The 26,487-nt window shown below is 72.0% G+C and carries 23 protein-coding genes and 2 tRNA genes; 17 read left to right on the top strand and 8 right to left on the bottom strand.

All coding sequences use genetic code 11. From position 1 onward, the window contains the following. Positions 1–37: 37 nt before the first annotated feature. The 6 genes from H504_RS0127530 (at position 38) to H504_RS0127500 (ending at position 7,142) form a co-directional block, all read left to right on the top strand. A complete protein-coding gene (locus H504_RS0127530) occupies positions 38–313 on the top strand; it encodes a DUF397 domain-containing protein (protein WP_026425416.1) in 276 nt (91 codons plus the stop codon). 911 nt (positions 314–1,224) lie between these two features. Next, the gene (locus H504_RS41665) at positions 1,225–1,392 is read left to right on the top strand and encodes a hypothetical protein (protein ID WP_157440658.1); all 168 of its coding nucleotides are present in this window, start codon (positions 1,225–1,227) and stop codon (positions 1,390–1,392) included. A 123-nt stretch (positions 1,393–1,515) separates the two neighbouring features. Then, the gene (serA, locus tag H504_RS0127520; RefSeq protein ID WP_026425415.1) at positions 1,516–3,108 is read left to right on the top strand and encodes a phosphoglycerate dehydrogenase; all 1,593 of its coding nucleotides are present in this window, start codon (positions 1,516–1,518) and stop codon (positions 3,106–3,108) included. A 250-nt stretch (positions 3,109–3,358) separates the two neighbouring features. Beyond that, positions 3,359–4,396 (top strand): 3-isopropylmalate dehydrogenase, encoded by a 1,038-nt coding sequence (locus H504_RS0127515; RefSeq protein WP_026425414.1) that lies wholly within the window; start codon positions 3,359–3,361, stop codon positions 4,394–4,396. A gap of 267 nt (positions 4,397–4,663) precedes the next feature. Next, on the top strand, positions 4,664–6,328 hold the full coding sequence (gene cimA / locus H504_RS0127505; RefSeq protein WP_026425413.1) for a citramalate synthase: 1,665 nt from the start codon (positions 4,664–4,666) through the stop codon (positions 6,326–6,328). 34 nt (positions 6,329–6,362) lie between these two features. After that, complete coding sequence (locus H504_RS0127500) at positions 6,363–7,142, top strand: fumarylacetoacetate hydrolase family protein (protein ID WP_026425412.1); 780 nt, start codon at positions 6,363–6,365, stop codon at positions 7,140–7,142. 90 nt (positions 7,143–7,232) lie between these two features. On the opposite strand, the gene H504_RS0127495 is transcribed toward H504_RS0127500, so the two are convergent. Next, the gene (locus H504_RS0127495; protein WP_035306339.1) at positions 7,233–8,492 is read right to left on the bottom strand and encodes an FAD-dependent oxidoreductase; all 1,260 of its coding nucleotides are present in this window, start codon (positions 8,490–8,492) and stop codon (positions 7,233–7,235) included. A 533-nt stretch (positions 8,493–9,025) separates the two neighbouring features. Between H504_RS0127495 and H504_RS0127490 the strand changes: the two genes are divergently transcribed. From H504_RS0127490 to H504_RS0127480, 3 genes are all read left to right on the top strand, one after another. Further along, a complete protein-coding gene (locus tag H504_RS0127490; protein WP_084468259.1) occupies positions 9,026–9,826 on the top strand; it encodes an HAD family hydrolase in 801 nt (266 codons plus the stop codon). Positions 9,827–9,928: 102 nt separating this feature from the next. Continuing rightward, positions 9,929–10,003, top strand: a tRNA-Gln gene (locus H504_RS0127485). 67 nt (positions 10,004–10,070) lie between these two features. Beyond that, positions 10,071–10,143: transfer RNA gene (locus H504_RS0127480), tRNA-Glu, on the top strand. A 440-nt stretch (positions 10,144–10,583) separates the two neighbouring features. On the opposite strand, the gene H504_RS0127475 is transcribed toward H504_RS0127480, so the two are convergent. Continuing rightward, positions 10,584–11,285: an IclR family transcriptional regulator gene (locus H504_RS0127475; RefSeq protein ID WP_211239407.1), complete on the bottom strand. Its 702-nt coding sequence runs from the start codon at positions 11,283–11,285 to the stop codon at positions 10,584–10,586. Positions 11,286–11,349: 64 nt separating this feature from the next. Here H504_RS0127475 and leuC point away from each other — a divergent pair, with 64 nt between their 5' ends. The 3 genes from leuC to H504_RS0127460 all read left to right on the top strand — a co-directional run bounded on the left by leuC (position 11,350) and on the right by H504_RS0127460 (position 14,341). After that, on the top strand, positions 11,350–12,780 hold the full coding sequence (gene leuC / locus H504_RS0127470) for a 3-isopropylmalate dehydratase large subunit (protein WP_026425408.1): 1,431 nt from the start codon (positions 11,350–11,352) through the stop codon (positions 12,778–12,780). Between the two features lie 9 nt (positions 12,781–12,789). Further along, a complete protein-coding gene (leuD, locus tag H504_RS0127465; protein ID WP_026425407.1) occupies positions 12,790–13,392 on the top strand; it encodes a 3-isopropylmalate dehydratase small subunit in 603 nt (200 codons plus the stop codon). 265 nt (positions 13,393–13,657) lie between these two features. Beyond that, positions 13,658–14,341 (top strand): HU family DNA-binding protein, encoded by a 684-nt coding sequence (locus tag H504_RS0127460; RefSeq protein WP_026425406.1) that lies wholly within the window; start codon positions 13,658–13,660, stop codon positions 14,339–14,341. A gap of 288 nt (positions 14,342–14,629) precedes the next feature. Here H504_RS0127460 and H504_RS0127455 read toward each other — a convergent pair whose 3' ends face one another. From H504_RS0127455 to cofC, 3 genes are all read right to left on the bottom strand, one after another. Then, positions 14,630–15,544 (bottom strand): NUDIX hydrolase, encoded by a 915-nt coding sequence (locus H504_RS0127455; RefSeq protein ID WP_342668805.1) that lies wholly within the window; start codon positions 15,542–15,544, stop codon positions 14,630–14,632. A gap of 3 nt (positions 15,545–15,547) precedes the next feature. Then, entirely contained in the window at positions 15,548–17,746 is a 2,199-nt protein-coding gene (locus H504_RS0127450) for an RNA degradosome polyphosphate kinase (protein WP_051386314.1), read from the bottom strand. 79 nt (positions 17,747–17,825) lie between these two features. Next, on the bottom strand, positions 17,826–18,473 hold the full coding sequence (gene cofC, locus H504_RS0127445; RefSeq protein WP_245614475.1) for a 2-phospho-L-lactate guanylyltransferase: 648 nt from the start codon (positions 18,471–18,473) through the stop codon (positions 17,826–17,828). Positions 18,474–18,590: 117 nt separating this feature from the next. Here cofC and H504_RS0127440 point away from each other — a divergent pair, with 117 nt between their 5' ends. The 3 genes from H504_RS0127440 to H504_RS0127430 are packed head-to-tail and all read left to right on the top strand — an operon-like array spanning position 18,591 to position 21,434. Continuing rightward, complete coding sequence (locus tag H504_RS0127440; protein ID WP_026425402.1) at positions 18,591–19,316, top strand: lysophospholipid acyltransferase family protein; 726 nt, start codon at positions 18,591–18,593, stop codon at positions 19,314–19,316. Positions 19,317–19,320: 4 nt separating this feature from the next. Continuing rightward, complete coding sequence (locus tag H504_RS0127435; RefSeq protein WP_026425401.1) at positions 19,321–20,325, top strand: NAD(P)H-dependent glycerol-3-phosphate dehydrogenase; 1,005 nt, start codon at positions 19,321–19,323, stop codon at positions 20,323–20,325. Further along, complete coding sequence (locus H504_RS0127430; RefSeq protein ID WP_026425400.1) at positions 20,322–21,434, top strand: cystathionine gamma-lyase; 1,113 nt, start codon at positions 20,322–20,324, stop codon at positions 21,432–21,434. Before H504_RS0127435 ends, H504_RS0127430 begins: the two co-directional genes overlap by 4 nt. 15 nt (positions 21,435–21,449) lie before the next feature. Here the strand turns inward: H504_RS0127430 and H504_RS0127425 are convergent, their stop codons facing one another. Then, entirely contained in the window at positions 21,450–22,184 is a 735-nt protein-coding gene (locus H504_RS0127425; RefSeq protein ID WP_035306334.1) for an anti-sigma factor, read from the bottom strand. Continuing rightward, the gene (locus H504_RS0127420; protein WP_035306332.1) at positions 22,181–22,774 is read right to left on the bottom strand and encodes a sigma-70 family RNA polymerase sigma factor; all 594 of its coding nucleotides are present in this window, start codon (positions 22,772–22,774) and stop codon (positions 22,181–22,183) included. The genes H504_RS0127425 and H504_RS0127420 overlap by 4 nt, the downstream gene beginning before the upstream one ends. A 1,094-nt stretch (positions 22,775–23,868) precedes the next feature. Here H504_RS0127420 and H504_RS0127415 point away from each other — a divergent pair. Next, complete coding sequence (locus H504_RS0127415; RefSeq protein WP_026425398.1) at positions 23,869–24,345, top strand: cysteine dioxygenase; 477 nt, start codon at positions 23,869–23,871, stop codon at positions 24,343–24,345. Here the strand turns inward: H504_RS0127415 and H504_RS0127410 are convergent. Next, positions 24,314–24,976, bottom strand: a complete 663-nt coding sequence (locus H504_RS0127410) for a pyridoxamine 5'-phosphate oxidase family protein (RefSeq protein WP_026425397.1) — start codon at positions 24,974–24,976, stop codon at positions 24,314–24,316. The genes H504_RS0127415 and H504_RS0127410 overlap by 32 nt on opposite strands. A gap of 67 nt (positions 24,977–25,043) precedes the next feature. On the opposite strand from H504_RS0127410, the gene pdxR reads away from it, so the two are divergent. Next, the gene (pdxR, locus tag H504_RS37285) at positions 25,044–26,483 is read left to right on the top strand and encodes a MocR-like pyridoxine biosynthesis transcription factor PdxR (RefSeq protein WP_051386335.1); all 1,440 of its coding nucleotides are present in this window, start codon (positions 25,044–25,046) and stop codon (positions 26,481–26,483) included. The last annotated feature ends 4 nt before the right edge of the window (positions 26,484–26,487 follow it).

Below are 26,487 nucleotides of genomic sequence, written 5' to 3'. Positions count from 1 at the left end.
CCCGCAGCACCCGCCCCCGGCCCAGCGAGGAGTCCCCATGGAGAGCGCACCGATCTACGACGACAAGGCCGAGGTCCGCGGCAACCTCGACCTCTCCAAGGCGGAGTGGCAGCGCGCCGCCGAACCCGACGCCGACCCGGACGGCGAGTACGTCGAGATCGCCTTCGTCCCGCACACCGACGGCAAGACCTACATCGCCATGCGCAACTCCCGCTACACCAGCCCCGACGACACGGTCCTCGTGTTCACCGAATCGGAGTGGGACGCCTTCGTCGAGGGCGCCAAGGCGGGCGAGTTCGACGAACCGTGGTGACCCCAGCGGAGGGCGCCCAACCCGAGCGGTCCTCACTCTCGGGCGACCTCGCCATCCCGGCCAATCCGGCCGTCTGGATCCCCCCGGAGGCGCTCACCCCCGACACCACCCGCACCGAGGCCATCCAGCCCCCACCCCACCGCGCCACCCCGCCCCCGGGAACGCCGGTACCCCCGGGAGCGCCCCCCAGACCGCACCCGAACCCCGCCGCCGGTTCGCCGCACCCGCCACCGAACCCGGGCCATGACACCGGTTTCCGCCACCCGGTCTCGCCGCCGGGACTCGCCGAAAGGCCCCAAAGCAGCTTCAACAGCCCGGTCCGGCCGCCCGCTCCGAACCCAGGCCCCGACACTGGTTCGCATTGGCCGGTGCCGTTACCTGCTCCGAACGCGGCCGTCGGCACCGGTTCGCACCGCCCGGTCCCGCCGCCTGCTCCGAGCGCTGGCCCTGGCACCGGTTCACATCACCCGGTCTCGCCGCCTGCTCCGAACGCGGCCTCCGGCACCGGTTCGCATCGGCCGGTCCCGCCGCAGGCACACGCCGGCCGCCATGCCCCGGTTCCGGCGCCGTCCGGCCCCGGGCCGGTTCCCGCGGATCGGCCGCCGTCGCCCCCGCGCCCTGGTGCGTTAACCGACGCCCCCAGTCGGACGGGCGCCCACCCGCCCGGCAGGCAACCCCCCGCCAACACCGGCCGCCCCGCACCATCGGGTCAATCGCCGGTCCCCCCGGTCCAACCCGTCCGTGCCGCGCCCGGCGCCGGATTCCCCCCGCTGCCGCCGTCGATTCCTCAGATTCCCTCCCCGCCGCGCGCGAATCTCCAGCAAACGCCCCCGTTTTCCGTTGTTTCGCCACCGCTCATTCCGCACCCGGCGCCTTTCCCCGGTGCGGGTTTCGGTCCGGCTGGTTCCGGTGTGTACACAACGGGCACCACGCCGCTCCCGCCGCGTGCCACCGAACCGGACGAGCCGCCCACCACGAAGGACTCCGCGCGGAAGCGGCCCGCCTACCTGGTGGAGGGCGATCCGGATGAGATGTTCGGCAACGGCGATCTCACCGCGCCGCCGGTGATCGGCGGTTAATCGGAACGTGTCACCTGGCTCACCCAGCGGTTGAACGGTTCAGCGACCGGCCTATGCTCAGGGTCTCGGGTTACAGCGTCGTAACCGCGTCCCTCAAAGCTCTTTCAGCCCAGGAGTCGCAGCGTGACCACTTCGAGCCGCCCCGTCGTCCTCATCGCCGAGAAGCTCGCGCCGTCCGTGCTGGAGGTGTTCGGTGACGCGGTGGACATCCGCCACGTCGACGGCACCGACCGGCCCGCGTTGCTGGCCGCGGTCGCCGAGGCGGACGCGCTGCTGGTGCGCTCCGCCACCCAGGTCGACGCGGAGGTGCTCAAGGCCACCGAGACGCTGAAGGTGGTCGCCCGAGCGGGTGTTGGTCTGGACAACGTCGACGTGCCCGCCGCGACCGACCGCGGTGTGCTGGTGGTGAACGCGCCGACGTCGAACATCGTGTCGGCGGCGGAGCACGCGGTCGCGCTGCTGCTGGCCACCGCCCGGCAGATCCCGGCCGCGCACCAGACGCTGCAAGAGGGGCAGTGGAAGCGCAGCTCGTTCTCCGGTGTGGAGCTGTGGGGCAAGACGGTCGGTGTGGTCGGTCTCGGCAAGATCGGTCAGTTGTTCGCCCAGCGGTTGGCCGCGTTCGGCACGACCCTGATCGCCTACGACCCGTACGCCTCGGTCGCGCGCGCCGCCCAGTTGGGCATCGAGCTGGTCGAGCTGGACGAGCTGCTCGCCCGCGCCGACGTGATCTCGGTGCACCTGCCCAAGACCCCCGAGACCAAGGGCCTGATCAACGCCGAGGCGCTGGCCAAGACCAAGAAGGGCGTGCTGATCGTCAACGCCGCCCGCGGTGGCCTGATCGACGAGGACGCGCTGGTCGACGCGGTGCGCTCCGGTCAGGTCGGCGGCGCCGGTGTGGACGTCTACAGCAAGGAGCCGACCACCGACAGCGTGCTGTTCGGCGTGCCGGGCATCGTGGTCACCCCGCACCTGGGCGCCTCGACCGAGGAGGCGCAGGACCGGGCGGGCACCGACGTGGCGCGCTCGGTGCGGCTGGCCCTGGCGGGCGACTTCGTGCCGGACGCGGTGAACGTGGCCGGTGGCGCGGTCGGCGAGGAGGTCCGCCCGTACCTGCCGCTGGTGCACAAGCTGGGCCTGGTGCTCTCCGCGCTCGGCGGCAAGGCGCCCACCTCGATCACCGTGCTCGTCCGCGGCGAACTGTCCACTGAGGACGTCTCGATCCTGCCGCTGGCGGCGCTGCGCGGCGTGTTCGCCGACATCGTCGAGGACCAGGTCACCTTCGTGAACGCGCCGCGGCTGGCCGAGACGCTGGGGGTCACGGTCGAGGTCGCCAAGGAGAGCGAGAGCCTCAACCACCGCAGCGTGGTCACCCTGCGCGCGGTCTACCCGGACGGCGCGGTCGTGACGGTCAGCGGCACCCTCTCCGGGCTCGGCCAGGTGGAGAAGCTGGTCGAGGTGCACGGCCGGTCCTTCGACCTGCGCGCCGAGGGCAACGTGGTGCTGCTGGAGTACCCGGAGCGCCCCGGCGTGATGGGCACCGTGGGCACCCTGCTCGGCGAGGCCGGGGTGAACATCGACGCCGCGCAGATCAGCCAGACCTCCGGCGGTGACGCGGTGATGCTGCTGCGGGTGGACCGCCCGGTCGACCAGTCGGTTTTGGAGTCCATCGGCGCCTCGATCGGCGCCACCATCGTCCGGTCGGTCACCTTCGGCTGACCCGGACCCGCGACGCGCCGTCGCCCGGGGGCGTCGTCCACGGGTTGGGAAGCGTGAGCAGGCTCGCACGGTGCCCGGATCGGTTGGTCGACAACCGATCCGGGCACCGTTCGTGTCACCGGAGGGCCGTTCCGACCAGGAATCGCCACCCAGAGGGGTGGCGAGATGCGGCGACCGGACGACTTCCCGGTAGCCTTCCCTCGACTACCAGGCCCTGACCAGTTCGGGCCGATACCCGGGAGGTGTGTGCATGCGGCTCGCGGTGATCCCAGGTGACGGGATCGGGCCGGAAGTGATCGCCGAGGCACTGAAGGTGCTCGGTGAGGTCGTTCCGACCGCGGAGATCACCCGATACGACCTCGGCGCGGCGCGGTGGCACGCGACGGGGGAGCTCCTGCCGGAATCCGTGCTCGCCGAGTTGCGCGAGCACGACGCGATCCTGCTCGGCGCGGTCGGCGACCCGTCGGTGCCCAGCGGCATCCTGGAGCGCGGGCTGCTGCTGCGGCTGCGCTTCGAGCTCGACCACCACGTGAACCTGCGCCCGGCGCGGCTCTACCCCGGGGTCAAGAGCCCGATCGCGGACCCGGGCGAGATCGACATGATCGTGGTCCGGGAGGGCACCGAGGGCCTCTACGCAGGCAACGGCGGACTGTTGCGAAAGGACACTCCGCACGAGATCGCGACCGAGGTCAGCGTCAACACCTCGTTCGGTGTGGAGCGGGTGGTGCGCGACGCGTTCACCCGCGCCTCGGCCAGGCCGCGCAAGCACCTGACCCTGGTGCACAAGACCAACGTCCTCACCCACGCCGGTTCGCTGTGGTCGCGCGTGGTCGAGGAGGTGTCGCTGCAGCACCCGGACGTGACGGTGGCCTACCAGCACGTGGACGCCACCACCATCCACATGGTGACCGACCCGACCCGGTTCGACGTGATCGTCACCGACAACCTGTTCGGCGACATCCTCACCGACCTGGCGGCGGCGGTGACCGGTGGCATCGGCCTCGCGGCCAGCGGCAACCTGGACATCACCCGGCGCAACCCGAGCATGTTCGAGCCGGTGCACGGCAGCGCCCCGGACATCGCCGGGCAGGGCGTGGCGGACCCGACGGCGGCCGTGCTGTCGGTGGCGCTGCTGCTCGACCACCTCGGCCAGGTGGAGGCGGCCCGGCGGATCGAGGCGTCGGTGGCCTTCGACCTGGCCACCCGCGACCACGGTTCACCCGGCGGCACCTTCGCCATCGGCGACCGGTTGGCCGCCCTGGTGTCCTCCAACGTCAAGTCCGCCTAGCGCGCTCTCTTCGCCGATGGCCGCCCCGGAATTCCCCGGGGCGGCCATCGGCGTTTGCGACCACTAACGTCTCCCAGCCGCTGGGAGCACCCGTCCGTGCAGTGGACGGCGGAGAGTCCACTGTGCCAGGATCGGGATGTGTCCGACTTCGTCGTGATCATTATTGAGCAGCGCGCCGGGTAGCTCCTCGTCGAGCCCGGCGCGCAGACCTCTCGCATTCAGCGGGGGGTCTTTTTGTTTGCGGTACAAACCCCAAGGAGCGACTCCGTGACCCGCACGACCCCCGCCGACACGCCACTCGGTGACGCGTTCCACCTCTACGACACGACCCTGCGCGACGGCGCCCAGCGGGAGGGCATCTCCTACTCGGTGACCGACAAGCTGGCCGTGGCGCGGTTGCTGGACGGGCTCGGCGTCGGGTTCATCGAAGGCGGTTGGCCGGGCGCGCTGCCCAAGGACACCGAGTTCTTCGCCCGCGCCGCGGCCGGTGAGCTGGAACTGCGGCACGCCGCCCTCGTCGCGTTCGGCTCCACCCGCCGCGCGGGAACCACGGCGGCGCAGGACCCGCAGGTCCGCGCGCTGCTGGAGTCCCAGGCGCCGGTGGTGACCCTGGTCGCCAAGTCCGACCGCAGGCACATCGAACGCGCGTTGCGCACCGATGTGGCCGAGGCAGTCGAGATGGTCCGCGACACGGTGTCGTTCCTGGTGGGGGAGGGGCGTCGGGTGTTCCTCGACGCCGAGCACTTCTTCGACGGCTACGCCTTCGACCCGGACTGCTCGCTGCGCGTCCTCGCCGCGGCCGTCGAGTCGGGCGCGGACGTGGCCGTGCTGTGCGACACCAACGGGGGCCAGTTGCCCTTGGGCCTGGCGGACACCGTCCGCGAGGTCATCGCCCGCACCGGGTTCCGGGTGGGCATCCACTGCCAGGACGACACGTCCTGCGCGGTGGCCAACAGCGTCGCGGCGGTACAGGCTGGCGCGAGCCACGTCCAGTGCACCGCGAACGGTTACGGGGAGCGGGCGGGCAACGCCGACCTGTTCGCCGTGACCGGCAATCTCGTGACCAAGCTCGGCATCGAGGCGTTGCCCACCGGCGCGTTCGCCGAGCTGACCCGGGTCTCCCATGCCCTCGCCGAGATCGCCAACATCGCACCCGACACCCACCAGGCCTATGTCGGGTCGTCGGCCTTCGCCCACAAGGCGGGCCTGCACGCGAGCGCGATCAAGGTGGATCCGGAGCTCTACAACCACATCGATCCGGCCATCGTCGGCAACGACATGCGGGTCCTGGTCACCGAGATGGCAGGCCGGGCCAGCCTCGAGCTCAAGGGACACGAGCTCGGGGTTGACCTGGCAGGCAGGCCTGAGGCCGTCACCAACGCGCTGCGCAAGGTCAAGGACCTCGAGGCGCGCGGCTGGTCCTTCGAGGCGGCGGACGCCTCGTTCGAGCTGCTGCTGCGCACCGAGATCGCCGGGGTGGACCCGACCCAGTCCGACCCGGTGTCCCCGTTCGAGCTGGAGTCCTACCGGGTGATCCTGGACCACGACCGGGACGGCTCGGTCGTCTCCGAGGCCACGGTGAAGGTGCGGGTCGACGGGCAGCGGGTCATCGCGACCGCCGAGGGCAACGGTCCGGTGCACGCACTCGACGCCGCGCTGCGCAAGGCGCTGTCCCCGCACCTGCCGTGGCTGGACGGGGTGGAGCTCACCGACTACAAGGTCCGCATCCTCACCGCGGGCGCCCGCGGCGGCGACCACGGCACCGACGCGGTCACCAGGGTGCTGGTCCAATCCACCGACCGGGAACGGGAGTGGACCACGGTCGGCGTGCACGGCAACATCGTCGAGGCGAGCTGGCTCGCCCTGTGCGACGCGCTGGCGCACAAGGCGATGCGGGCAGGCGCGATCGGCGCCGTCGCCCACTCCGGCTGAACCCGGCCCGGGGGGCCGCTTTAGGGTGGGCACCGTGCGTATCGCTCGAATTGCCCACCCAGAAGGCGTCGCCTTCGTCACCATCGAGGGTGACGATGGCGCCGAGGTCGCCGCCGAGGTCGCCGAGCACCCGTTCGGCACGCCGACGTACACCGGCAGGCGCTGGCCGCTGGCCGACACGAGGCTGCTCGCCCCGATCCTGCCCAGCAAGGTGCTCTGCGTCGGCAAGAACTACGCCGACCACGCCCGCGAGATGGGCGGCGAGGCCCCGGCCAACCCGGTCATCTTCATGAAGCCGTCCACCTCGGTCATCGGGCCGGGCGCGGCGGTGCGGCTGCCCGCCGACTCGTCCCGGGTGGACTACGAGGGCGAGTTGGCGGTGGTCATCGGCACGCCGTGCCGGGACGTGCCCGCCGCCAAGGCAGGCAGCGTCATCCTCGGCTACACCATCGCCAACGACGTCACCGCCCGCGACCAGCAGCAGGCCGACGGCCAGTGGACCAGGGCGAAGGGGCACGACACGTTCTGCCCGCTCGGCCCGTGGATCACCACCGGCGTCGACCTGGCCACCGCGGCCGACCTGGCGCTGCGCACCGCCGTCGACGGCGAGGTCAAGCAGGACTCGCGGACCTCGCTGCTGATCCACGACATCCCCCGGCTCGTCGAGTGGGTGTCCCGGGTGATGACGCTGCTGCCCGGCGACGTCATCCTCACCGGCACCCCCGCGGGCGTCGGCCCGATCACCGCCGGGCAGACCGTGTCGGTGACCATCGAGGGCCTCGGCACCCTCACCAACACCGTCGCCGCCCGCTGAACCCCACCCGGGGGCCGCGGCACCGCCGTGGTCACCCGGACGGGTGGTTTCTCGACCGGATTCGTCAGTGGTGTCGGGGTTTCCCGGCGTTCACCCGATCGGTTCCGGTGCGCGGCGGGCGAAGTCCGGGGTCGGCTCGGTCACCACGCCGCGCCCGACCACCTGCGCCGGGAGCCTGCGCAGCAGCGGCGTGCGGGTCAGGATCCGCATCGGCAGCGGCGGCCGCGTCGACCCGGTCAGGTCCACCCGACCCTCCAACGCGGGTCGCAGGCCCTTCGCGTGCAACACCCGCTGCACCCCCTGGACCACCACCGTCGGCAGCCACCGCCGCCTGCGCACCCGCGCCAGGTCCTGTGTGGACACCCGACCGGCGCGCAACGGACCCGCCAGCAGCCGCGCCGCCGCCACCGCGTCCTGCACCGCCAGGTTGATCCCGACCCCGCCGACCGGCGACATGGCGTGCGCCGCGTCGCCGAGGCAGAGCAGCCCGTCGACGTGCCAGCGCGGCAACCGGTCCAGCTTCACGTCCAGCGTCTTCACCTCGTCCCACGAGGACAACGCGTCGGTCCGGTCGGCCAGCCACGGGCCGGAGGTGGCCAGGTCGCGCAGCAGCCCGCCCACCGGTTCGCGCCGCGCAGCCGGGTCGGAGCCCTTGCTGATCAACGTGGCGACCTGCCAGTAGTCGCCCCGGTCGATGAGGACCGCGGCCCGCCTGCGGCTGATCAGCGCGGTGATCCCGCTCGGATCGCTGTCGTGCCGGGGCACCCGGTACCACCACACGTCCATCGGCGTCGGGTACGACCTGGGCTGCAGGTGCGCGGCGGCGCGCAGCACCGACCCGCGCCCGTCGCAGGCCACCACCAGATCCGCCTCGATGGCTCCGGTCCCGCCGTCTTCGGTGCGGTAGTCGACGCCGGTGACCTGGTGGCCCGACCAGCGCAGCCCGACCGCCTCGGTGCTCATCCTGAGCGTGAACGCGGGTTCCCGGTCGCCCGCCCGAGCGAGCAGGTCGAGCAGGTCCCACTGCGGCACCATCGCCACGAAGTTGTTCGGCCCCGGCAGCGCCCGCAGGTCCGCCACCCGCAGCGACCCGCCGCTGAACGGCGCCTGCACCTGCTCGATCCGCCGCTGCGGCAACGCCCGGAACGCCGGACCGAGGCCGAGGTCGTCGAGCAGGTCCATCGTCGGCGGGTGCACCGTGTCGCCGCGGAAGTCGCGCAGGAAGTCCCGGTGCTTCTCCAGCACCGTCACCGCGATCCCGGCCCTGGCCAGCATGAGGCCGAGGAACATCCCGGCCGGTCCGCCCCCGACCACGCACACCGACGTCCGGTCTGCGGCTGTGCTGTCCATGATCCCTCCCCGATTTCAACACCAGTTGAATAAGCTCAGGATGCACCCGCCCGCGCACCCGGTCAAGCCGCGTTGCGCCGATCGGGGCACGGGTGCCCGGCGGGCCGGGTAGGGGTACCCCACCGTCCACATCGGATTAGTCGGGCGCCGGGTGGTTCGACGGCCAAGAGGGTCACGTGCGCCGACGAACCGGCCACTTAGGACACAAACACGGGTCCGGTAAGTGCTTCCTTTTCCGCGCGGGTGAGGGGTTGACGGCCAACACGCCCGGCCGGAACCCCAGGCGGCACAAGGCGTTCGCCCCTGGTCACCCCCCGTCGTCGGCCGTACAGTGTCCCCGCCGCGGTGGTGATCCAGCGTGACCGCCCTCTCACCCGATCGACGGCGCGGCCTGCCGTAACGCGTCACGCGAAACCCGCGATAGACCTAGGTTTTGGCCCCGTGCGGCGACTTCCGGCTTGACCGTGTCAGAACCCGAAACATCACCTGGGCAGACGAATCGCCGACCCCGCTCCCGGATCTAGCCTCGCTGGATGACTTCAGCGCTCGTGCCCGCACCGTCCACATCAGCCACCCCGGGCCGCGCGCAGCACCCGCACCGACCCCCCGCCGTCGACGCCATCTGCCTCGACATCGACGACACCCTCATCGACTTCACCGGCTCCGCCCGCACCGCCCTCACCCACCTCACCGGCCGCGACGACCTCTGGCCGGACTGGCAACGCGTCACCGAACAACACAGCGCCATGGTCGTCGCGGGCGTACTCGACTACGACACCATGCGGCACGCCCGCACCAAGGCGTTCCTCGCCCACCTCGGCACCCACCTCGACGACGCCGCCGTCGCCGCCCTCGAAGACCGCCGCCTCGCCCAGATGAACCGCGCCTGGCGCCTGTTCCCCGACGTGCTCCCCTGCCTCGACTGGCTCCGCGCCGCGGGCCTGCGGCTGGCCGCTGTGACCAACGCCTCAAGCCCCCACCAACGCGCCCGCCTCGCCACCCTCGGCGTCGACCGCTTCTTCGACACCGTGATCAGCGCGGGCCAACTCGGCGCCGCCAAACCCGACCCGGTCATCTTCCACACCGCCTGCGCCCACCTCGGCGTCCCCCCCGACCACACCGCCCACATCGGCGACCGCCTCGACCTCGACGCCGCGGGCGCCCGCGCCGCGGGCCTGCACGGCATCTGGCTCGACCGCACCCACACCGGTGAACCCGACCCCGCCGACATCCCCGTCATCGACACCCTCGACGACCTCCCCGCCCTGCTCGTCACCGAATACCGCACACCCACCGTGACCAGCACCTCCGGGCTCCCCTCCCCACGCCGGTAGGGGTCGATTTCTCGATCAGCTCGCCGTGGTCTAACATCTTCTCCGGCACGCAGGACAGCCCCGACCGGCTCACAACCGGCCCGAGCCAACCGGTCGTGCCAGTGGGGTATGGTGTAATTGGCAGCACGACTGATTCTGGTTCAGTTAGTCTAGGTTCGAGTCCTGGTACCCCAGCCAGAGAGACAAAAAAGCAGCCTGCTAGAGTCTCTCAGCAAGAAAACCAAACAGAATAACGAAAGTTCCTGGCCCCGTCGTCTAGCGGCCTAGGACGCCGCCCTCTCAAGGCGGTAGCGCGGGTTCGAATCCCGTCGGGGCTACAGAGTGACAGAGGTCTGCTTGACGCTTTGCGTCTGCGCGGGCCTCTTTCGCGTTGCACTGGGGGGCGACCCCCCAGACCCCCACGGTGCCGTGGTTGCGCACGGTGCCATAGGTCGCGTTGTGTGGAGCTTCGCCACACAAACCGGCTGTGGTGAAGCGCCATAGCACCACACCACACCACTCCTGCGCCGCACTCCGGCACCGCGCACCTCGTAGGCTGCCGATCCCAACTGCCCGGTGGGGTGGAGTTGTTTTGTTTGGGGGGACGGGGACCGCAAGCTCACCGGCGGGTAAGGCCACGTCTTTCCAGTGGCCCCGCCTTTTAGCCTTACCCGCGGTCCCCGTAGGGGCCCCAAACAAAACAACTCCACCCCACCGGGCACCCCGCACTCATCTGGCGCAATCCAGCGGCGTCGCCGCCAGGCGACAAGCAGTCACCTCACAACCGGTTCTGCAACGCATCAGCAGCAGCCAACAGATCGGCCGCCCACCGAGCCCCCGGCCGCCGCCCCATCCGATCAATCGGCCCCGACACCGACACGGCCGCTACAACGGTCCCGGACGCGTCTCGCACGGGGGCTGACACGCTGGCGACGCCGGGTTCGCGTTCGGCAACGCTTTGGGCCCAGCCGCGGCGGCGGACTTCCAGGAGGGCGCGTTCTCCGAAGACGGCGTCGGCGAGCAGACTCCGCTGCGTCGCCGGATCAGCCCACGCCGCCAGCACCTTCGCCCCCGACCCCGCCGTCATCGGCAGTCGAGCCCCCACCGGCACTGTGTCGCGCAGCCCACTCGGCGGTTCCGCCGAGCACACGCAGATCCGGTGTAGACCATCACGCCGGTACAACTGAACGCTTTCCCCGGTCCGGTCGCGCAGCCGCGGCAGCACCGCCGTCGCCGCGTCCAGCAGCGGGTCCGTCGCCCCGCCCGCCAGTTCGGCCAGTGCCGCGCCCGGCCGCCAGCGCCCGTCGCTTCCCCTGCGCAGCAGGCGATGCACTTCCAGGCCGACCGCGAGCCGGTGTGCCGTCGCCCGGGGCAGGCCCGTCTTCGTGCACAGCTCCGCCAGACCACAGGGTTCCTTCGAAACCGCCTGCAGTACGGCCATTGCCTTGTCCAGAACTCCGATGCCGCTATGCTGTCCCACGTCTCGATACTACTTTCCCGTTATGTGGGAAGTCCAGTCCGTGGGAAGCAGATGGTGATTGGCCATGGCCAAAACACTCGCCGAGAAGGTGTGGGACCGGCACGTGGTGCGCAAGGGCACCGGAGCCGAGCCCGACCTGCTCTACATCGACCTGCACCTCGTGCACGAGGTGACCAGTCCGCAGGCCTTCGACGGGCTCCGGCTCGCGGGCAGGCCGGTGCGCAGGCCCGACCTGACCATAGCGACCGAGGACCACAACGTCCCGACCGTCGGGATCGATCTCCCGATCGCTGACCCGGTGTCGCGCACCCAGGTGGAGACGTTGCGCCGCAACTGCGCGGAGTTCGGCGTCCGGCTGCACCCGATGGGCGACCGGGAGCAGGGCATCGTGCACGTCGTCGGCCCGCAGCTCGGCCTGACCCAGCCCGGCACCACGGTGGTGTGCGGCGACAGCCACACCTCCACCCACGGCGCGTTCGGCGCGCTGGCGTTCGGGATCGGCACCTCGGAGGTCGAGCACGTGCTCGCCACCCAGACGCTGCCGTTGCGGCCCTTCAAGACCATGGCGGTCACCGTCACCGGCGCGCTGCGCCCCGGGGTCACCGCGAAGGACGTCATCCTCGCCGTGATCGCCAGGATCGGCACCGGCGGCGGGCAGGGTTATGTCCTGGAGTACCGCGGCCCGGCCATCGAGAAGCTGTCGGTGGAAGCCCGGATGACCGTGTGCAACATGTCCATCGAGGCGGGCGCGCGGGCCGGGATGATCGCCCCCGACGAGACCACCTTCGCCTACCTCAAGGGTCGCCCGCACGCCCCGAGCGGCGAGCAGTGGGACCGGGCCGTGGCGTCGTGGCGGGAGCTGCGCACCGACGACGGCGCCGAGTTCGACGCCGAGGTGGTCATCGACGCCGACGAGCTGACCCCGTTCGTCACCTGGGGCACCAACCCGGGCCAGGGGCTGCCGCTCTCGGCGTCGGTGCCTGACCCGGAGCGCATCGCGGACGAGAACGAGCGGGTCGCCGCCGAGAAGGCCCTGTCGTACATGGACCTCACCCCGGGCACCCCGCTGCGCGAGATCAGCGTCGACACGGTCTTCCTCGGTTCCTGCACCAACGGCCGGATCGAGGACTTGCGGGCCGCCGCCGACGTGCTGCGCGGGCACCGGGTCGCCGACGGGGTGCGGATGCTCGTCGTACCGGGGTCGATGCGGGTGCGGGCGCAGGCCGAGGCCGAGGGCCTCGACGAGGTGTTCCTCGCCGCGGGCGCCGAGTGGCGGCAGGCGGGCTGCTCCATGTGCCTTGGCATGAACCCCGACCAGCTCGCCCCCGGCGAGCGCAGCGCGTCCACATCGAACCGCAACTTCGAGGGCAGGCAGGGCAAGGGCGGGCGGACCCACCTGGTGTCGCCGCTGGTCGCGGCGGCCACGGCGGTCCGCGGCACGCTCTCCTCGCCCGAGGACCTGCGCACCCCGGCCGCCGCGGGCGCCGAGAACTAGGGAGTAGCCATGGAGCCGTTCACCACCCACACCGGCGTCGGGGTGCCGCTGCGCCGGTCCAACGTGGACACCGACCAGATCATCCCCGCCGTCTACCTCAAGCGGGTCACCCGCACCGGGTTCGAGGACGGGCTGTTCGCCGCCTGGCGCTCGGACGAGCAGTTCGTGCTCAACCAGGAGCCCTACCGGGCGGGCAGCGTGCTGGTGGCCGGACCGGACTTCGGCACCGGGTCCTCCCGCGAGCACGCCGTCTGGGCGCTGTCGGACTACGGGTTCCGGGTCGTGCTCTCCGCCCGGTTCGCCGACATCTTCCGGGGCAACGCGGGCAAGGCGGGCCTGCTGGCCGCCGTGTGCGAGCAGTCCGACATCGAACTGTTGTGGAAGCTGCTGGAAACCGAGCCCGGGACGGAGGTCACCGTCGACCTCCGCGAGAAGACCGTCCGCGCCAAGGACTTCACCGCCGGGTTCGCCGTGGACGACTACACCCGCTGGCGGCTGCTCGACGGCCTCGACGACATCGCCCTGACGCTGCGCCACGCGGCCGTGATCGACGAGTTCGAGCAGGCCAGGGCCGATTGGCTGCCGGTGACCACGCCCATCGCGGGCACCTGATCGACCCGGCCGGAATCCCCTTCGCGCACGGGGGGTTCCGGCCCGGCCGGGCCCGGTTCCCGGTCCACAACCCAACCTCCGCGAGTGGTCCGCCACCCCCGCGCGACGCCCGAAAACCTCCGATTCGGCCCCCCGGCAGGGGTGGGAACCGCATACGGCAAGGAAAAATCGGGCGCGTCGCGTGGAAATCGCGCGCATTTGGGCCTATCTTTGCCAGAAGTCGGCCTGAATCGGCCGTTGTGGCTCTCTTACGGAGGACTGAAGGGTGAACAAGGCCCAACTCATCGAGGCGTTGACCGAGCGCCTTGGCGACAAGAAGGCCGCGGGCGCCGCGGTCGACGGTCTCGTCGACGTGATCGTCCGCACGGTCAACAAGGGCGAGAAGGTCAACATCACCGGCTTCGGCGTGTTCGAGAAGCGCGCCAGGGCCGCCCGCACCGCGCGCAACCCGCGCACCGGTGAGACGGTGAAGGTGAAGAAGACCAACGTTCCCGCCTTCCGCGCGGGCACGATGTTCAAGGAGGTCGTGAGCGGGGCCAAGAAGCTGCCCAAGGTCGCGGCCACCAAGACCACCGGCACCGCGACCACGCGGACCCCCGCCGCCCGCGGCACCGGAACCGCCACCACGACCCGGGCCGCGAGCACCCGGGCGACCGCGGCCAAGCCCGCGGCGGCGACCACGCGCAGCACCACCACGCGCACCCGCGCGGCAGCGGCGAAGCCCGCCGCCGCGGCGGCCACGACCGCGGCGAAGACCACGCGGACCCGGGCCACCGCCGCCAAGGCGACCACCACGGCGACCAAGACCGCCGCCGCCCCCAAGGCGGCCCCGGCCAAGACCGCCGCCGCCAAGAAGACCACCACCGCGGCCGCCAAGCCCGCCGCGAAGAAGACGACGGCCGCCAAGAGCAGCACGCCCCGGGCGACCGCCAAGGCCACCAAGAAGTAGGCAGTACCGGCCGTCGGCGCCTGAGCCAGCCCGGGAGGGCCGGTTCAGGTTTCGTCTGTGGTTGTCTGAGCACATCGCGAGAGCCCCGCACGCTTCCCCCGTGCGGGGCTCTCGCGTGTCCGGACCACGTGCCCGCCATGTCCTGACGGGCCGGTATCCCCTGTGCTCCCACGCGGTCCGGACAGGATGTTCCGGGAGGCCAAGCGGGGGTGGGAATGGGCGGACCCCGCCATCCCAGGTGGATGGCGGGGTCCGTGGGAACCGGGGATTTCCCCGTGTTCGCCGGGCTCAGTCCCCCGAGTCGGGTGGGATGTGGTCGGCCGCCACGACTTTCGACCCGGCGAACGACAGCACCCACACGCTGCCCTTGCGGGCGCGGGGTTCGGCCAGTCCGGTGAGTTCGGCGACCACTCCGGGGATGACGCCGCCCTGGCTGCAGACCACCGGGGTGCCGCCTGCCGCGGCGATCTCGCGCAGCCGGGTGACGGCCGCGTCCAGACCGGTGTCCGGACCAGAGTCCCGGCTGGAGTCATGGCCAGCGTCGTGACCGGAGTGCGCGGACTCGGCGAGCAGCGGCTCGGCGAGCACCGGCACCCCCAGCGACCCGGCCAGCGGCGCCACTGTGGCCACACAGCGCTCCTTGGGGACCGCGTGCACCCGATCCGGACCGAACAGCGGCAGCAGTGCGGTGAGCGCCGCGGTTTGCCGCCGTCCGAGCGCGGACAGCGGCCGCTGGTCGTCGGGCCCGGTCCACAGGCTCTTGCGGCCCGCGTGCGCGTGCCGCACCAACAACACGGTCGTGGTGTCCGGTGGCGCGGCGGTGAACTGCCGCAAGACCACCCGATCGTGCGGGTACGTCAGGACCGGTCCCGCTTCGTCGACCGGGAGCCACCGCAGCTCGTCGACTTCATCGTTCGGCGTGAACGCGCCGGTCACCGCGCGCGCCGCGAAGTAGTCCACCCGCTTGTCACCCGCGGGAACGGGGTAGTCGACGCGACCGAGGTGACGGCCGAGCACCGCCGCCCAGCCGGTTTCCTCGGCCACCTCGCGGACCGCCGCCGCGTGGGTGGACTCGCCCCCGTCGAGTTTTCCCTTGGGCAGGCTCCAGTCGCCGTAGCGGGGTCGGTGGACGAGCGCGACCACGATCCGGCCGCGCTCGTCCACCCGCCACAGCACCGCGCCCGCCGCGTGCACACGGGCCACCGCTCAGCCCAGGGCGCGGTGCTGGGTCAGCAGCCCCGCCTGGTGGTCGCGCACCGTGCTGCCGTCGGCGGGCGACGGCACCCACTCGCCGGTCGCGGTGAGCACCCAGCACCGGGTCGACGGGTCCAACGCGGAGTCGAAGATGGCGTCGAGCTGCGCGGTCAACCGCGGGTCGGTGACCCGGACCTGCACCTCGACCCGGCGGTCCAGGTTGCGGTGCATCATGTCCGCGCTGCCGATCCAGTGCTCGTCCGAGCCGACGAAGTGGAAGATCCGGGAGTGCTCCAGGAACCGGCCGAGGATGGACCGGACCCGGATGTTGTCGCTGAGCCCGGGAATCCCCGGCTTGAGCGCGCAGATCCCGCGCACCACCACATCGATCGCGACCCCGGCCTGCGACGCCCGGTACAGCGCGTCGATGACCTGTTCGTCCACCAGGGAGTTCATCTTGATCCGGATGCCCGCGGGCTTGCCGTCGCGCTGGAGCGCCACTTCCCGCTCGATCCGCTCCACGATCCCGCGCCGCACCCCGTAAGGGGCGACGAGCAGGCTGCGGTACTCCTCCTGCCGGGCGTACCCGGTGAGGACGTTGAACAGGTCGGTGAGGTCCGCGCCGATCGACGGCTCCGCGGTGAGCAGGCCGACGTCCTCGTAGAGCCGCGCGGTCTTCGGGTTGTAGTTGCCGGTGCCGATGTGGCAGTACCGGCGGATCGTGGAACCCTCCTGCCGCACCACCAGGCAGGTCTTGCAGTGCGTCTTGAGGCCGACGAGCCCGTACACCACGTGCACGCCCGCCTTCTCCAACTGCCGGGCCCACTTGATGTTGGCCTGCTCGTCGAACCGCGCCTTCAGCTCCACCAGCGCCACCACCTGCTTGCCCGCCTCGGCCGCGTCGACGAGCGCGTTCACGATCGGCGAGTCACCCGAGGTGCGGTACAGGGTCTGCTTGATGGCCAACACGTGCGGGTCGCTCGCCGCCTGCTCGATGAACCGCTGCACGCTGGTGGAGAACGAGTCGTACGGGTGGTGCACCAGCACGTCGCCCTCGCGCAGGGTCGCGAACACGCTGCGCGGGGTCTCCCGCTCGGCGAACGCCTGGTGCGTGGCCGGGCGGAACGGCGGGTCCTTGAGCTCCTTGCGGTCCACGCCGTAGATCTGCCACAGGCACGACAGGTCGAGCAGCCCGTTGACCACCACGACGTCGCTGGGGTGCACCTCCAACTCGCGCAGCAGCAATTCGAGCATGTGCTCGCTCATGTCGTCGGAGATCTCCAGGCGCACCGACGGGCCGAACCGGCGCTGCGCCAGTTCCCGCTCCAGCGCCTTGAGCAGGTCCTCGTCCCGGTCCTCCTCGACCTCCAGGTCCGCGTTGCGGGTCACCCGGAACGCGTGCACCTCGATGACGTCCATGCCGGTGAACAAGGTCGGCAGGTGCGCCGCGATGAGTTCCTCCAGCGGCAGGAACACCGCCACCTGTTCGTCGGCGGTGCGGTCCACCGGCACCAGCCGCGGCACGTTGTCCGGCACCTTGACCCTGGCGAAGCTCTCCCGCCCGGTCTCCGGGTTCCGCACCGTCACCGCGAGGTTGAGCGACAGGCCGGAGATGTAGGGGAACGGGTGCGCCGGGTCGAACGCCAGCGGGGTCAGCACCGGGAAGACCTGCTCCCGGTAGTACGCGGCGAACCGGGCGTGGTCGTCGTCGGTGAGTTCGGACCAGGTGGCGATGCTGATCCCGCGCTCGCTCAACGAGGGGCGCACCTGCTCCTCGAACACCCGGGCGTGCCGCTCCACCAGGTCCTGGTTGCGCTTGGAGATGTAGGCCAACTGCTCGCGCGGGGTCAGCCCGTCCGCGCTGCGCACCGACAGGCCGGTCTCGTTCCGCCGCTTCAGCCCGGCCACCCGCACCATGTAGAACTCGTCGAGGTTGGAGGCGAAGATGGCCAGGAACTTGGCCCGTTCCAGCAGCGGCTGGGAGGCGTCCTCGGCCAGCGCGAGCACCCGGCCGTTGAAGTCCAACCAGGACAGTTCCCGGTTGAGGTAGCGGTCGTCGGGCAGGTCGGTGCCCGCGTCGTCGGGGGTGACCGCGGGCGGGGCCGAGGTCACCCCGCGCGGCTCGCCCGCTTTGTCGGTCGCGCCCTCGGTGGTCGGGCTGTCCGCCTGCTGCGCTTGGTCCTGGTTGTTCTCCGTGGTCACGGCCCCCATTGTCGGGCACTCGCCTGCGGATGGCGCATCTCCACCTGAGGACTTGATGTGAATTTTCGTTGTACCCGGGCGCCGATGGTCACCGACAGCCGCAGCCCGCCTGCGCCAGTCGGGTGGTGCGCGGCCCCAATCCCAGGCCCGCGGCCACGCCGAGGTCACCCGGGGTGTCCACATCGCAACGCAGTCGGTCCAGCCGGTCGCCGACGCGGACGGCGGACTCGGCGTGCGCGGCGGCCGAACCGGGCCCGAACCTCGGGTCGAGCGGACCCCCCGGGGCGCCGAGCAACAACGTGGTCCCGGTGCCCGGCCGGTCGGCCACGAACGCGCGCCTGCCGTCCGCCTCGGCCAGCGCCGCGGTCACCTGATCCGGCGCCAGCGCGGGCAGATCCGCCTGCATCGCCCCGACGACGACCCGCGGGTCCGCCGCCCGCAGCAGTGCGGCGCCGAAGTCCAGGGCGGCGTTCAGACCGGGCAAGCCGCGCTCGTCAACGCACTCGGCGCCGGTGCCCGCCAGCGCGGCGACCACCCTGGCGTCCTCGCAGACGACGAGCAGCCTGCGCACCCCGTCGGCGGCGAGCGCGGCGCACACCGTGTCCAACACCACAGCCAGCACGAGTTCCCGGTGCGCGGCCTGCCCACCGGGCACGGCGCCGCGCAGCCGGGACTTGGCCCGGTCCAGGTTCTTCACCGGTACGACAAGGTCGACAAGGTCGATGAGGTCGGCCACACCACGATCCTGCCGGCCACCGGCCACCCGGCCGGGTGGACCCGTGTGGACCGGCGGCGGGGCGGCCGGGGAGACTCATGGGCCACGTGCGGTGCGGGTGCGAGTGAGGAGCGGGCGTTGGTCAAGCGCGAGAAGTCCGGGTTCTGGGTGTGGGCCGCCGCCGCGCTGTTCTACCCGTTGAGCCTGGTGGGCAAGCGGGAGTACCGGGACTGGGACAAGCTGCCCGCCGAGGGCCCCGTCCTGCTGGTGATGAACCACGTCTCCCACCTCGACCCGCCCAGCGACTCGGTGATGGTGCACCGGCGCGGCCGGGTGCCGCGGTTCATGGCCAAGGAGAGCCTGTTCACGATCCCGGTGTTCGGCCGGATGCTGGCCGCGTCCGGCGGCATCCCGGTGCGCCGTGGCTCCGGCGAGGCGCGCAGCAGCCTCAGCGCCGCGCACGACGCGCTGCGCGAGGGCAAGCTGGTGCTCATCTACCCGGAGGGCACGATCACCAAGGACCCCACCGGCTGGCCGATGCGGGCGCGCACCGGCGTCGCCCGGCTGGCGCTGGAGAACCTGGACCACGGGGTGCCGGTCGTCCCCGCCGCGCGGTGGGGCACCCAGGACATCTGGAACGGCTACGACCGGAAGTTCCGGCCGTTCCCGCGCAAGCGGGTGGTGACCGCCGTCGGCGACCCGGTCGACCTGTCCGCCTACCGGGGGCAGCCGATCACCAACCAGGTGCTGCGCGAGGTCACCGACCTGCTGATGGGCCGGGTGCGCGACCTGCTGGCGGGCATCCGCGACGAACCCGCGCCGGCCGAGTTCTTCCGGCCGGGCAGCGGCGGCGAGTCGGCCTGAGCCGATGACCGGGAAGATCGCCGTGATGGGCGCGGGGTCCTGGGGCACCGCGTTCGCCAAGGTGTTGGCCGACGCGGGTGCCCCGGTGGTGCTGTGGGCGCGGCGCGGCGCGGTCGCCGAGGCCATCGCCGAGACCGCGGAGAACCGGGACTACCTGCCCGGGGTGCGGCTGCCCGCCGCCCTGTCGTCCACTTCGGACCCGCGGTTGGCGCTGTCCGGCGCGGAGACGGTGGTGCTCGCCGTGCCCAGCCAGACGCTGCGGCACAACCTGACCGCGTGGCGGGCGCTGCTGCCGCCCGGGGTGACCCTGGTGAGCCTGGCCAAGGGCGTGGAACTGGGCACGCTCAAGCGGATGAGCGAGGTCGTCGTCGACGTCGCGCGCGTGCCAGACGACCAGGTCGCCGTGGTGTCCGGGCCGAACCTGGCCAAGGAGATCGCGCAGGAGCAGCCGACCGCCACCGTCATCGCCTGCCGCGACCACGACCGCGCGGTGGCCCTGCAGCGGGCCTGCACCACCGGCTACTTCCGGCCGTACACCATCACCGACGTCATCGGCTGCGAGCTCGGCGGCGCCTGCAAGAACGTGATCGCGCTGTCCTGCGGCATGGCCGACGGGCTCGGCTTCGGCGCGAACACGCTGGCCACCCTGATCACCCGCGGCCTGGCCGAGACCAGCAGGCTGGGCGCGGCGCTCGGCGCGGACCCGTTGACCTTCGCCGGGTTGGCCGGGCTCGGCGACCTCGTCGCGTCCTGCTCGTCGCCGCTCTCGCGCAACCGCACGTTCGGTGCCAGGCTGGGGAGGGGCGAGACGATGGCGCAGGCGCAGGCGGCCGTGGGCGGTCAGGTCGCCGAGGGCGTCAAGTCCTGTTCCTCGATCCGGGAGCTGGCCATGCGGCACGGGGTGGAGATGCCGATCACCGAGGTGGTGCACCGGGTCTGCCACGACGGGTTCGACCCGAACGAGATGGCGGGCGCCCTCATCGGCCGCAAGACCAAGCCGGAACGGTGAACGCCCCACTTGGCGACGGGACCCGCTGCGTGCACGCGGGTTCCTCCTCGCCCGTCCCGGGTGGTGCCGTGCCGCCGCAGCCGGTGCTCGCCGCGCAGTACCACTTGTCCGAGCAGCATCACCTGTCCGAGGGCCCCGGGCCGGACTTCTACGGCAGGGCGGGCAATCCGACCTGGCGGGCGCTGGAAGACGCGATCGGCGGACTCGACGGCGGCTCTTGCGTCGTCTACCCGTCCGGCATGGCGGCGCTGTCCTCGTTGCTGCGGGTCGTCCTGCGGCCCGGTGACACGGTTGTCCTGCCGTCGGACGGCTACTACCTCGCGCGGTCGTACGTGCGCGAGCACATGACCGGGTTGCGGGTGCGGGAAGTCGCCACGGCGGGGGAGTGGACCGCCGAGACGGTCGCGGGCGCCCGGTTGGTGCTGCTGGAAACCCCGTCGAACCCCGGGCTGGACGTGTGCGACATCGCCGCGATCGCCGCGCCGGCGCACGCGGCGGGCGCCCTCGTCGCGGTGGACAACACGACCGCGACCCCGTTGGGACAACGCCCGTTGGCGCTCGGCGCGGACATCTCCCTGGCCAGCGACACCAAAGCCCTGTCCGGGCACAGCGACGTCGTGCTCGGGCACACCAGCACCACCGACCCGGAACTGGCCGCCCGGCTGCGGTCCGAGCGCACGGTCAGCGGAGCGGTCCCCGGTCCGTTCGAGGTGTGGTTGGCGCACCGGGGACTCGGCACGCTCGACCTCAGACTGGCCCGGCAAGCCGAGAACGCCGCCGCCTTGTACGGGGTGTTGCGCGGCCACCCGCGGGTGCGGTCGGTGCGGTGGCCCGGGTCCCCGCTGGACCCGGCGCACCCGGTGGCGTCCCGGCAGATGCGCCGGTTCGGCGGCGTGGTCACCTTCGAACTCGACTCCGCCGATGCCGTCGCCGGGTTCCTCGCCGCGTCCCGGTTGGTCGTCTCCGCCACCAGCTTCGGTGGCCTGCACTCCAGCGCCGACCGCCGCGCCCGCTGGGGCGACGCCGTCCCGGACGGCACGATCCGGTTCTCCTGCGGCTGTGAGGACACCGCCGACCTGGTCGCCGATGTCCTCACAGCGCTGGGCTGATCCCCGGTCCGGGGGTCAGGCGGGCAGTTGCATCGCCATGACCACCTCGTGCGGCGTGTCCGACCCGCCCGCGGCCTCGACGCTCACCCCGACCTGGTTCGCGTCGCCGATCTCCATGCTGTCCATGATGGACGCCCGCCCGGCCTGGTCCGGCGCGAACACCCCCACCGACTTCGGCTTGCCCGACCGCGCCATCAGCCACGCCTGGTAGGTCTTGCCGTCCGGGGCGGGCGGCATGTTCGCGGTCAGCAGCATCACCTGCCCACGGGACCGGGACACCACCGCCGTCCCGTTCATGCCGGAGGTCGTCGTGCCACTGACGAACCGGACGTCGTCGGCGGACAGCAACCGCACCACCGCCGCCGACTCCTGCCGCCGGTCGCTCAACTCGCCGCGGTCCTGCACCAGCAGAACCCCCAACGACACCGACACGACCAACAGCACCGCGGCCGCCACCCCGGTCAACCGCAACGCCCACGTCGACCCAGGGCCCGCGGCCCGCGCCGAACTGTGCTGTGCGGGCGGCAACTGCCGCACCTCCGCGACCCGCGCCAACACCCGCGCCTTCAACTCCGGCGGCGGCGACTCCGCCACCGCGTCGCCCAACCGGGCCGCGGTCGCCTGCAACTCCCGCACCTCTTGCGCGCACGCGTCGCACTCGTGCAGGTGTCGCTCGAACGCGGCGCGCTCGAACTCCGGGATCGCGTCCAGGGCATACGCCCCCGTCAACGCGTGGATGTCGGCGGTCATCGGGCCACCCCCAGGCAGTCGCGCAACCGGATCAGCCCGTCGCGCAGTCGAGTCTTGATCGTCCCCAGCGGAGTGTCGAGCAACTCCGCCACCTCCCGGTAGGTCAGCCCCCGGTAGTAGGCCAACTCCACCGACTCCCGCTGCAGGTCCGTCAACGACGACAGGCAGCGGCGCACCTGCTCGTGCTCCAGCCGGGTGCTCACCTGCTCGGCGACCTCGTCGAACGGCCGGTCCGCGTCCCGCCGGTACGCCCGGTCCTCCCGGTCGGTCGCCGCCTGCGCCGACCGCACCCGGTCCACCGCCCGCCGGTGCGCCAGCGTCAGCACCCAGGTCATCGCACTCCCGCGATCCGGCGCGAACCGCGCCGCCGTCCGCCACAACTCCAACAACACCTCCTGGGTCACCTCCTCCGACTGCGCCGGGTCCCGCACGATCCGGCGCACCAACCCGAACACCGGCCCGGACACGAGGTCGTAGAGCCGCTCGAACGCGCCCTCATCCCCCCGCGCCACCAACAACAACAACGCTTCCGCGTCCGGCGGCCGCACCCCTTCAGCCCCACCCGCGATCCGCCGAACCCGTTCGGCCATGACCACCGCCTCGTCATCGTTCCCACACCCGCGGCACGAGTCCCGGCCACGCCATCAGCCCTCATTCGGCCCACCCGACCGTCCGGATTGCCCCACCCAGCCTGCGCCCACCCGTCCCCACCCGCCGATCAACCCTGGCTCTCGGGATTTCCGGCCCCACTTCGTGCCTGTCTCCTTCTGCTCCCGCCCATCGCACGGTGTCCACCTTGTCCCCTTCTGGCTTCCGCTCGATGCTTGTCTCCCTACTGCTTCTGCCCTCCGCTTCGCGTCCATCTCGTTCCACTCGTGGCCCGCGCTCGGTGCCCATCCCGTTGCTTCCGCCGCCCGGTTCCGTGCCCGTCTCCTCCGCTTTCGGTCCCTGCTCCGTGCAAGTCCTCTTCTGCTTCCACACCCGCCCGTCCCCATCCCTTCCGCCCCCGCCCGGCGCCCGTCTCCTTCTGCCCTCCGCCCGGTGTCCATCTCGTTTTGCTTTCGCCGCAGCTCCGCCCGTCCTCTTCTGCTTTCGCCCGCCCATCTCCTTTCATCTTCGGCCCGCTCGTTGCCATCTCCTTCCGCGCCGTTGTCCACATTCCCCTCGGTTGTCCACAGCTCGCTGCTCGTCCCCCTTGACAAGCCGCGGTGCGCGTTATCGTCAGGAATGGGCCCCGGCGCCCCGGGTGGGCGGGCTCCTGCGTGGACCCGGGTGGAGTCGAAGTCAACCGCTGGATCGGGTGGCGATTGCTGGGAAGCGGGCAGTGGGGGTGTGCGAACCTCGCCGGTGGCGGTTGCTGGAAAGCGCAGTGGGTGCGTGGACCTCGCCGGTGGCGGGCGGCGGTGCCGTCGGGTCGGCGACGAGGAGCGGGCGGGCGGGTGGGGCGGTCCGGCCAGGCGGGGTGCGTTCCACTGGGTGGACCGGACAGGTGGCGGGTTGCGGTGGGGGTGGGGCGCTGTCACGCTGTGCCGCGTGTTGCTACGCGCCATGACCGACCGCCGGGGTCACATCGACCTTCGGCGGGTCGCGAGTGCGCTCTGTCGGTGTTGTTGATCCAGCCCATCCAGGGCGTCCACGTGGGTGGGCGTCAAGCTGAATCCCGCCGACGAAGGACTAGCAGCGCATGTTCGCCGTGCCGCCCAACACTGTCGCGCTCGCGGAGACACCCGCGTCCGCGCACCCGGTTCTGATCGCCCGCCAGTTCGCCCGGGATCGGGCCAAGTGGGCGCCGCACCTGCGTTATGACCCGGATCAGCGGTTCGCGGTGTTGATCGAGCGGACCGGGGCGCAGGAGGTGTGGTTGATGAGTTGGCTGCCCGGCCAGCACACCGACCTGCACGACCACGGGGTCGCCGCCGGGGCGTTCACCGTGGTGTCCGGGGTGTTGACCGAGCGGGTCGCGGTGGCCAGGCCTGCCGAGGTGCTGCACACGCTGGTGGAGGGGCAGTCCCGGGTGTTCGGGCCGGGCTACGTGCACCAGGTGGGCAACGACTCGGTGGATCCGGCGGTGAGCATCCACGTGTACCGGTCGGGGCGGCCGCCGATGCGGAACTACCGGATCGACCCGGTCACGGGGTTGGAGCGGTTGCCCGAGCGGTGACGTGCGCGGGAACGGGGTGGTCGGCGAACGACTCGGCCGCGCCCCACACCTGGCGCAGTGGCAGCACGCCCGCCCAGCCGCGGTCGGCTGAGACGTCTTCGTCGTCGTCGACCGGGCCGCCGGTGCGGATCTTCACGGCGGCTTCGGTGAGGTCGAGGGCGAGCACGGTGGTGGCGGCGAGTTCCTTGGGGTTCGGTTCGCGCGTGTAGTCCCAGGAGCCGGGGGCGAGGTGCTCGGTCAGCACCCGCAGGCCGTGCAGCTTCTCGCGCGGCTCGCTGACCTGGACGGCGGTGCCGTGCACCACCGCGGACCGGTAGTTCATGGAGTGGTGGAACACCGAGCGGGCGTAGACGACACCGTCCACCAGGGTCACCGCGACGCACACCTCCACACCGGACGCGGCCGCCCGGAGGCTGCGCGCGCCAGTGGACCCGTGCAAGTAGAGCGTGTCGCCGTCGCGGCCGTAGCCGGTGGGCAGAACGAGTGGGGTCCCGTCGACCACGGTGGACAGGTGGCAGATCAGCCCGTTGTCCAAGACGTCCCGCAGTGCGGCTCGGTCGGTCTGGGCGCGCTTCGCGCCGCGCTTGACGGTGCTGCGCGGGGTCGGCGACAGCGGCGGGTTCTCGGTCACGCCGTTTACCGTGCCTCAGGCAAGTGGCATTCTGACAGGGCCACAGCTCGGTGATTCCAGGAGGCCACTGGTGACGGAGAGCCCAGCCCTGCCGGTGACCCTCGACCGGGCGTCCCCCACCCCCCTGGCGGTGCAGCTCGCCGAGGAACTGCGCGCGGCCGCGGGTGACGGCAGGCTGCGCAGCGGCGACCGGCTGCCGTCCACCCGGGCCCTCGCCGCGCAGCTCAACGTCAGCCGCACCGTCACCGCCGCCGCGTACGAGCAGTTGCACGCCGAGGGTTGGATCACCGGCAAGCACGGCTCCGGCACCTACGTCACCACCGCGCCCCCCGGCTCGCCCGCCGCCCGCCCCCGGCCGCGGCCGCTCGACGACACCGAGGTGACCGCCGTCGACCTGCGGCCCGGGTCGCCGTGGGCGGCCGGGATCGACCGGTCGGCGTGGCGGCGGGCGTGGCGCGGCGCGGCCGACGTGGCCCCGTTGCCCCGACCGCAGCGCGCGGGCATCCCCGCGTACCGGGCCGCCGTCGCCGAGCACCTGCTGCGCCACCGCGGCCTGCGGGTCAGCGCCGAGTTCGACGGCGGCGGCTTCGAGGACGGCGACGGCGAGTCGGTGCTGGCCACCGGTGGTACGACGGCCGCGGTCGCCGAGATCGCCGCCGCCGTGCTGAGCCCGGGGGACACCGTGGCCGTCGAGGAACCCGGCTACCAGCGGGCGGTCCAGACGCTGCTGGCCGCCGGGCTGCGGGTGGTGCCCGCCCCGGTCGACGGCGACGGGCTGCTGCTCGACGCGATCCCGGCGGGCACCCGGCTGGTCTACTGCTCCCCGGCGCACCAGTACCCGCTGGGCAGGCGGATGTCGGCGGCCCGCCGGGTCGAGCTGGTCGACCGGGCCCGCCGCGAGGGCTGGCTGGTCGTCGAGGACGACTACGACGGCGAGCTCCGCTACGACGTGGCCCCGTTGCCGCTGCTGGCCGCGCTCGCCCCGGACGTCGTCGTCCACCTCGGCACCACGAGCAAGATCCTCACGCCCGCGCTGGGCGTGGGGTGGATGGTGGCCCCGCCCGCGGTCGTCACCGCCGTCCTGCGCCACCGCGACGTCACCGGCCCCAGCCCGTCGGCGGCTGGGCAGTTGGTCCTGGTCGAACTGGCCCGCAACGGCGACCTCGGCAGGCACCTGCGCAAGCTGCGCCGCGAGCTGTCCGAGCGGCGTGGTCTGCTGGTCGACGCGCTCACCGGCGCCGGGATCCGCTTCCTCGGCGACGACGCGGGCGCGCACCTGGTGGTCCCGCTGGACACCCCGGAGGCGGAGCGGACCGCGATCGACCGGGCCCGCGACCGGGGCATCGTGGTCGACGGCCTGGTCCGCCACCACTTCGGGACCCCGACCTGGTTCGGGCTCGCCATCGGTTACGCGGCGTGCTCGCGGCCCCAGTTGCGCGCCGTGATCCCTGACCTGCTGTCGCTGTTGTCCCAGTCGAGCGAACCCGGCGGTACTCCGTCCGGGTAGTCTC

Origin of the sequence: Actinokineospora inagensis DSM 44258, assembly GCF_000482865.1 — a bacterium.
In the GTDB taxonomy this organism is placed as follows: Bacteria; Actinomycetota; Actinomycetes; order Mycobacteriales; family Pseudonocardiaceae; genus Actinokineospora; species Actinokineospora inagensis.
The sequence above is the reverse complement of the archived record's forward strand: the minus strand, read 5'-3'. Positions and strand labels throughout refer to the sequence as shown.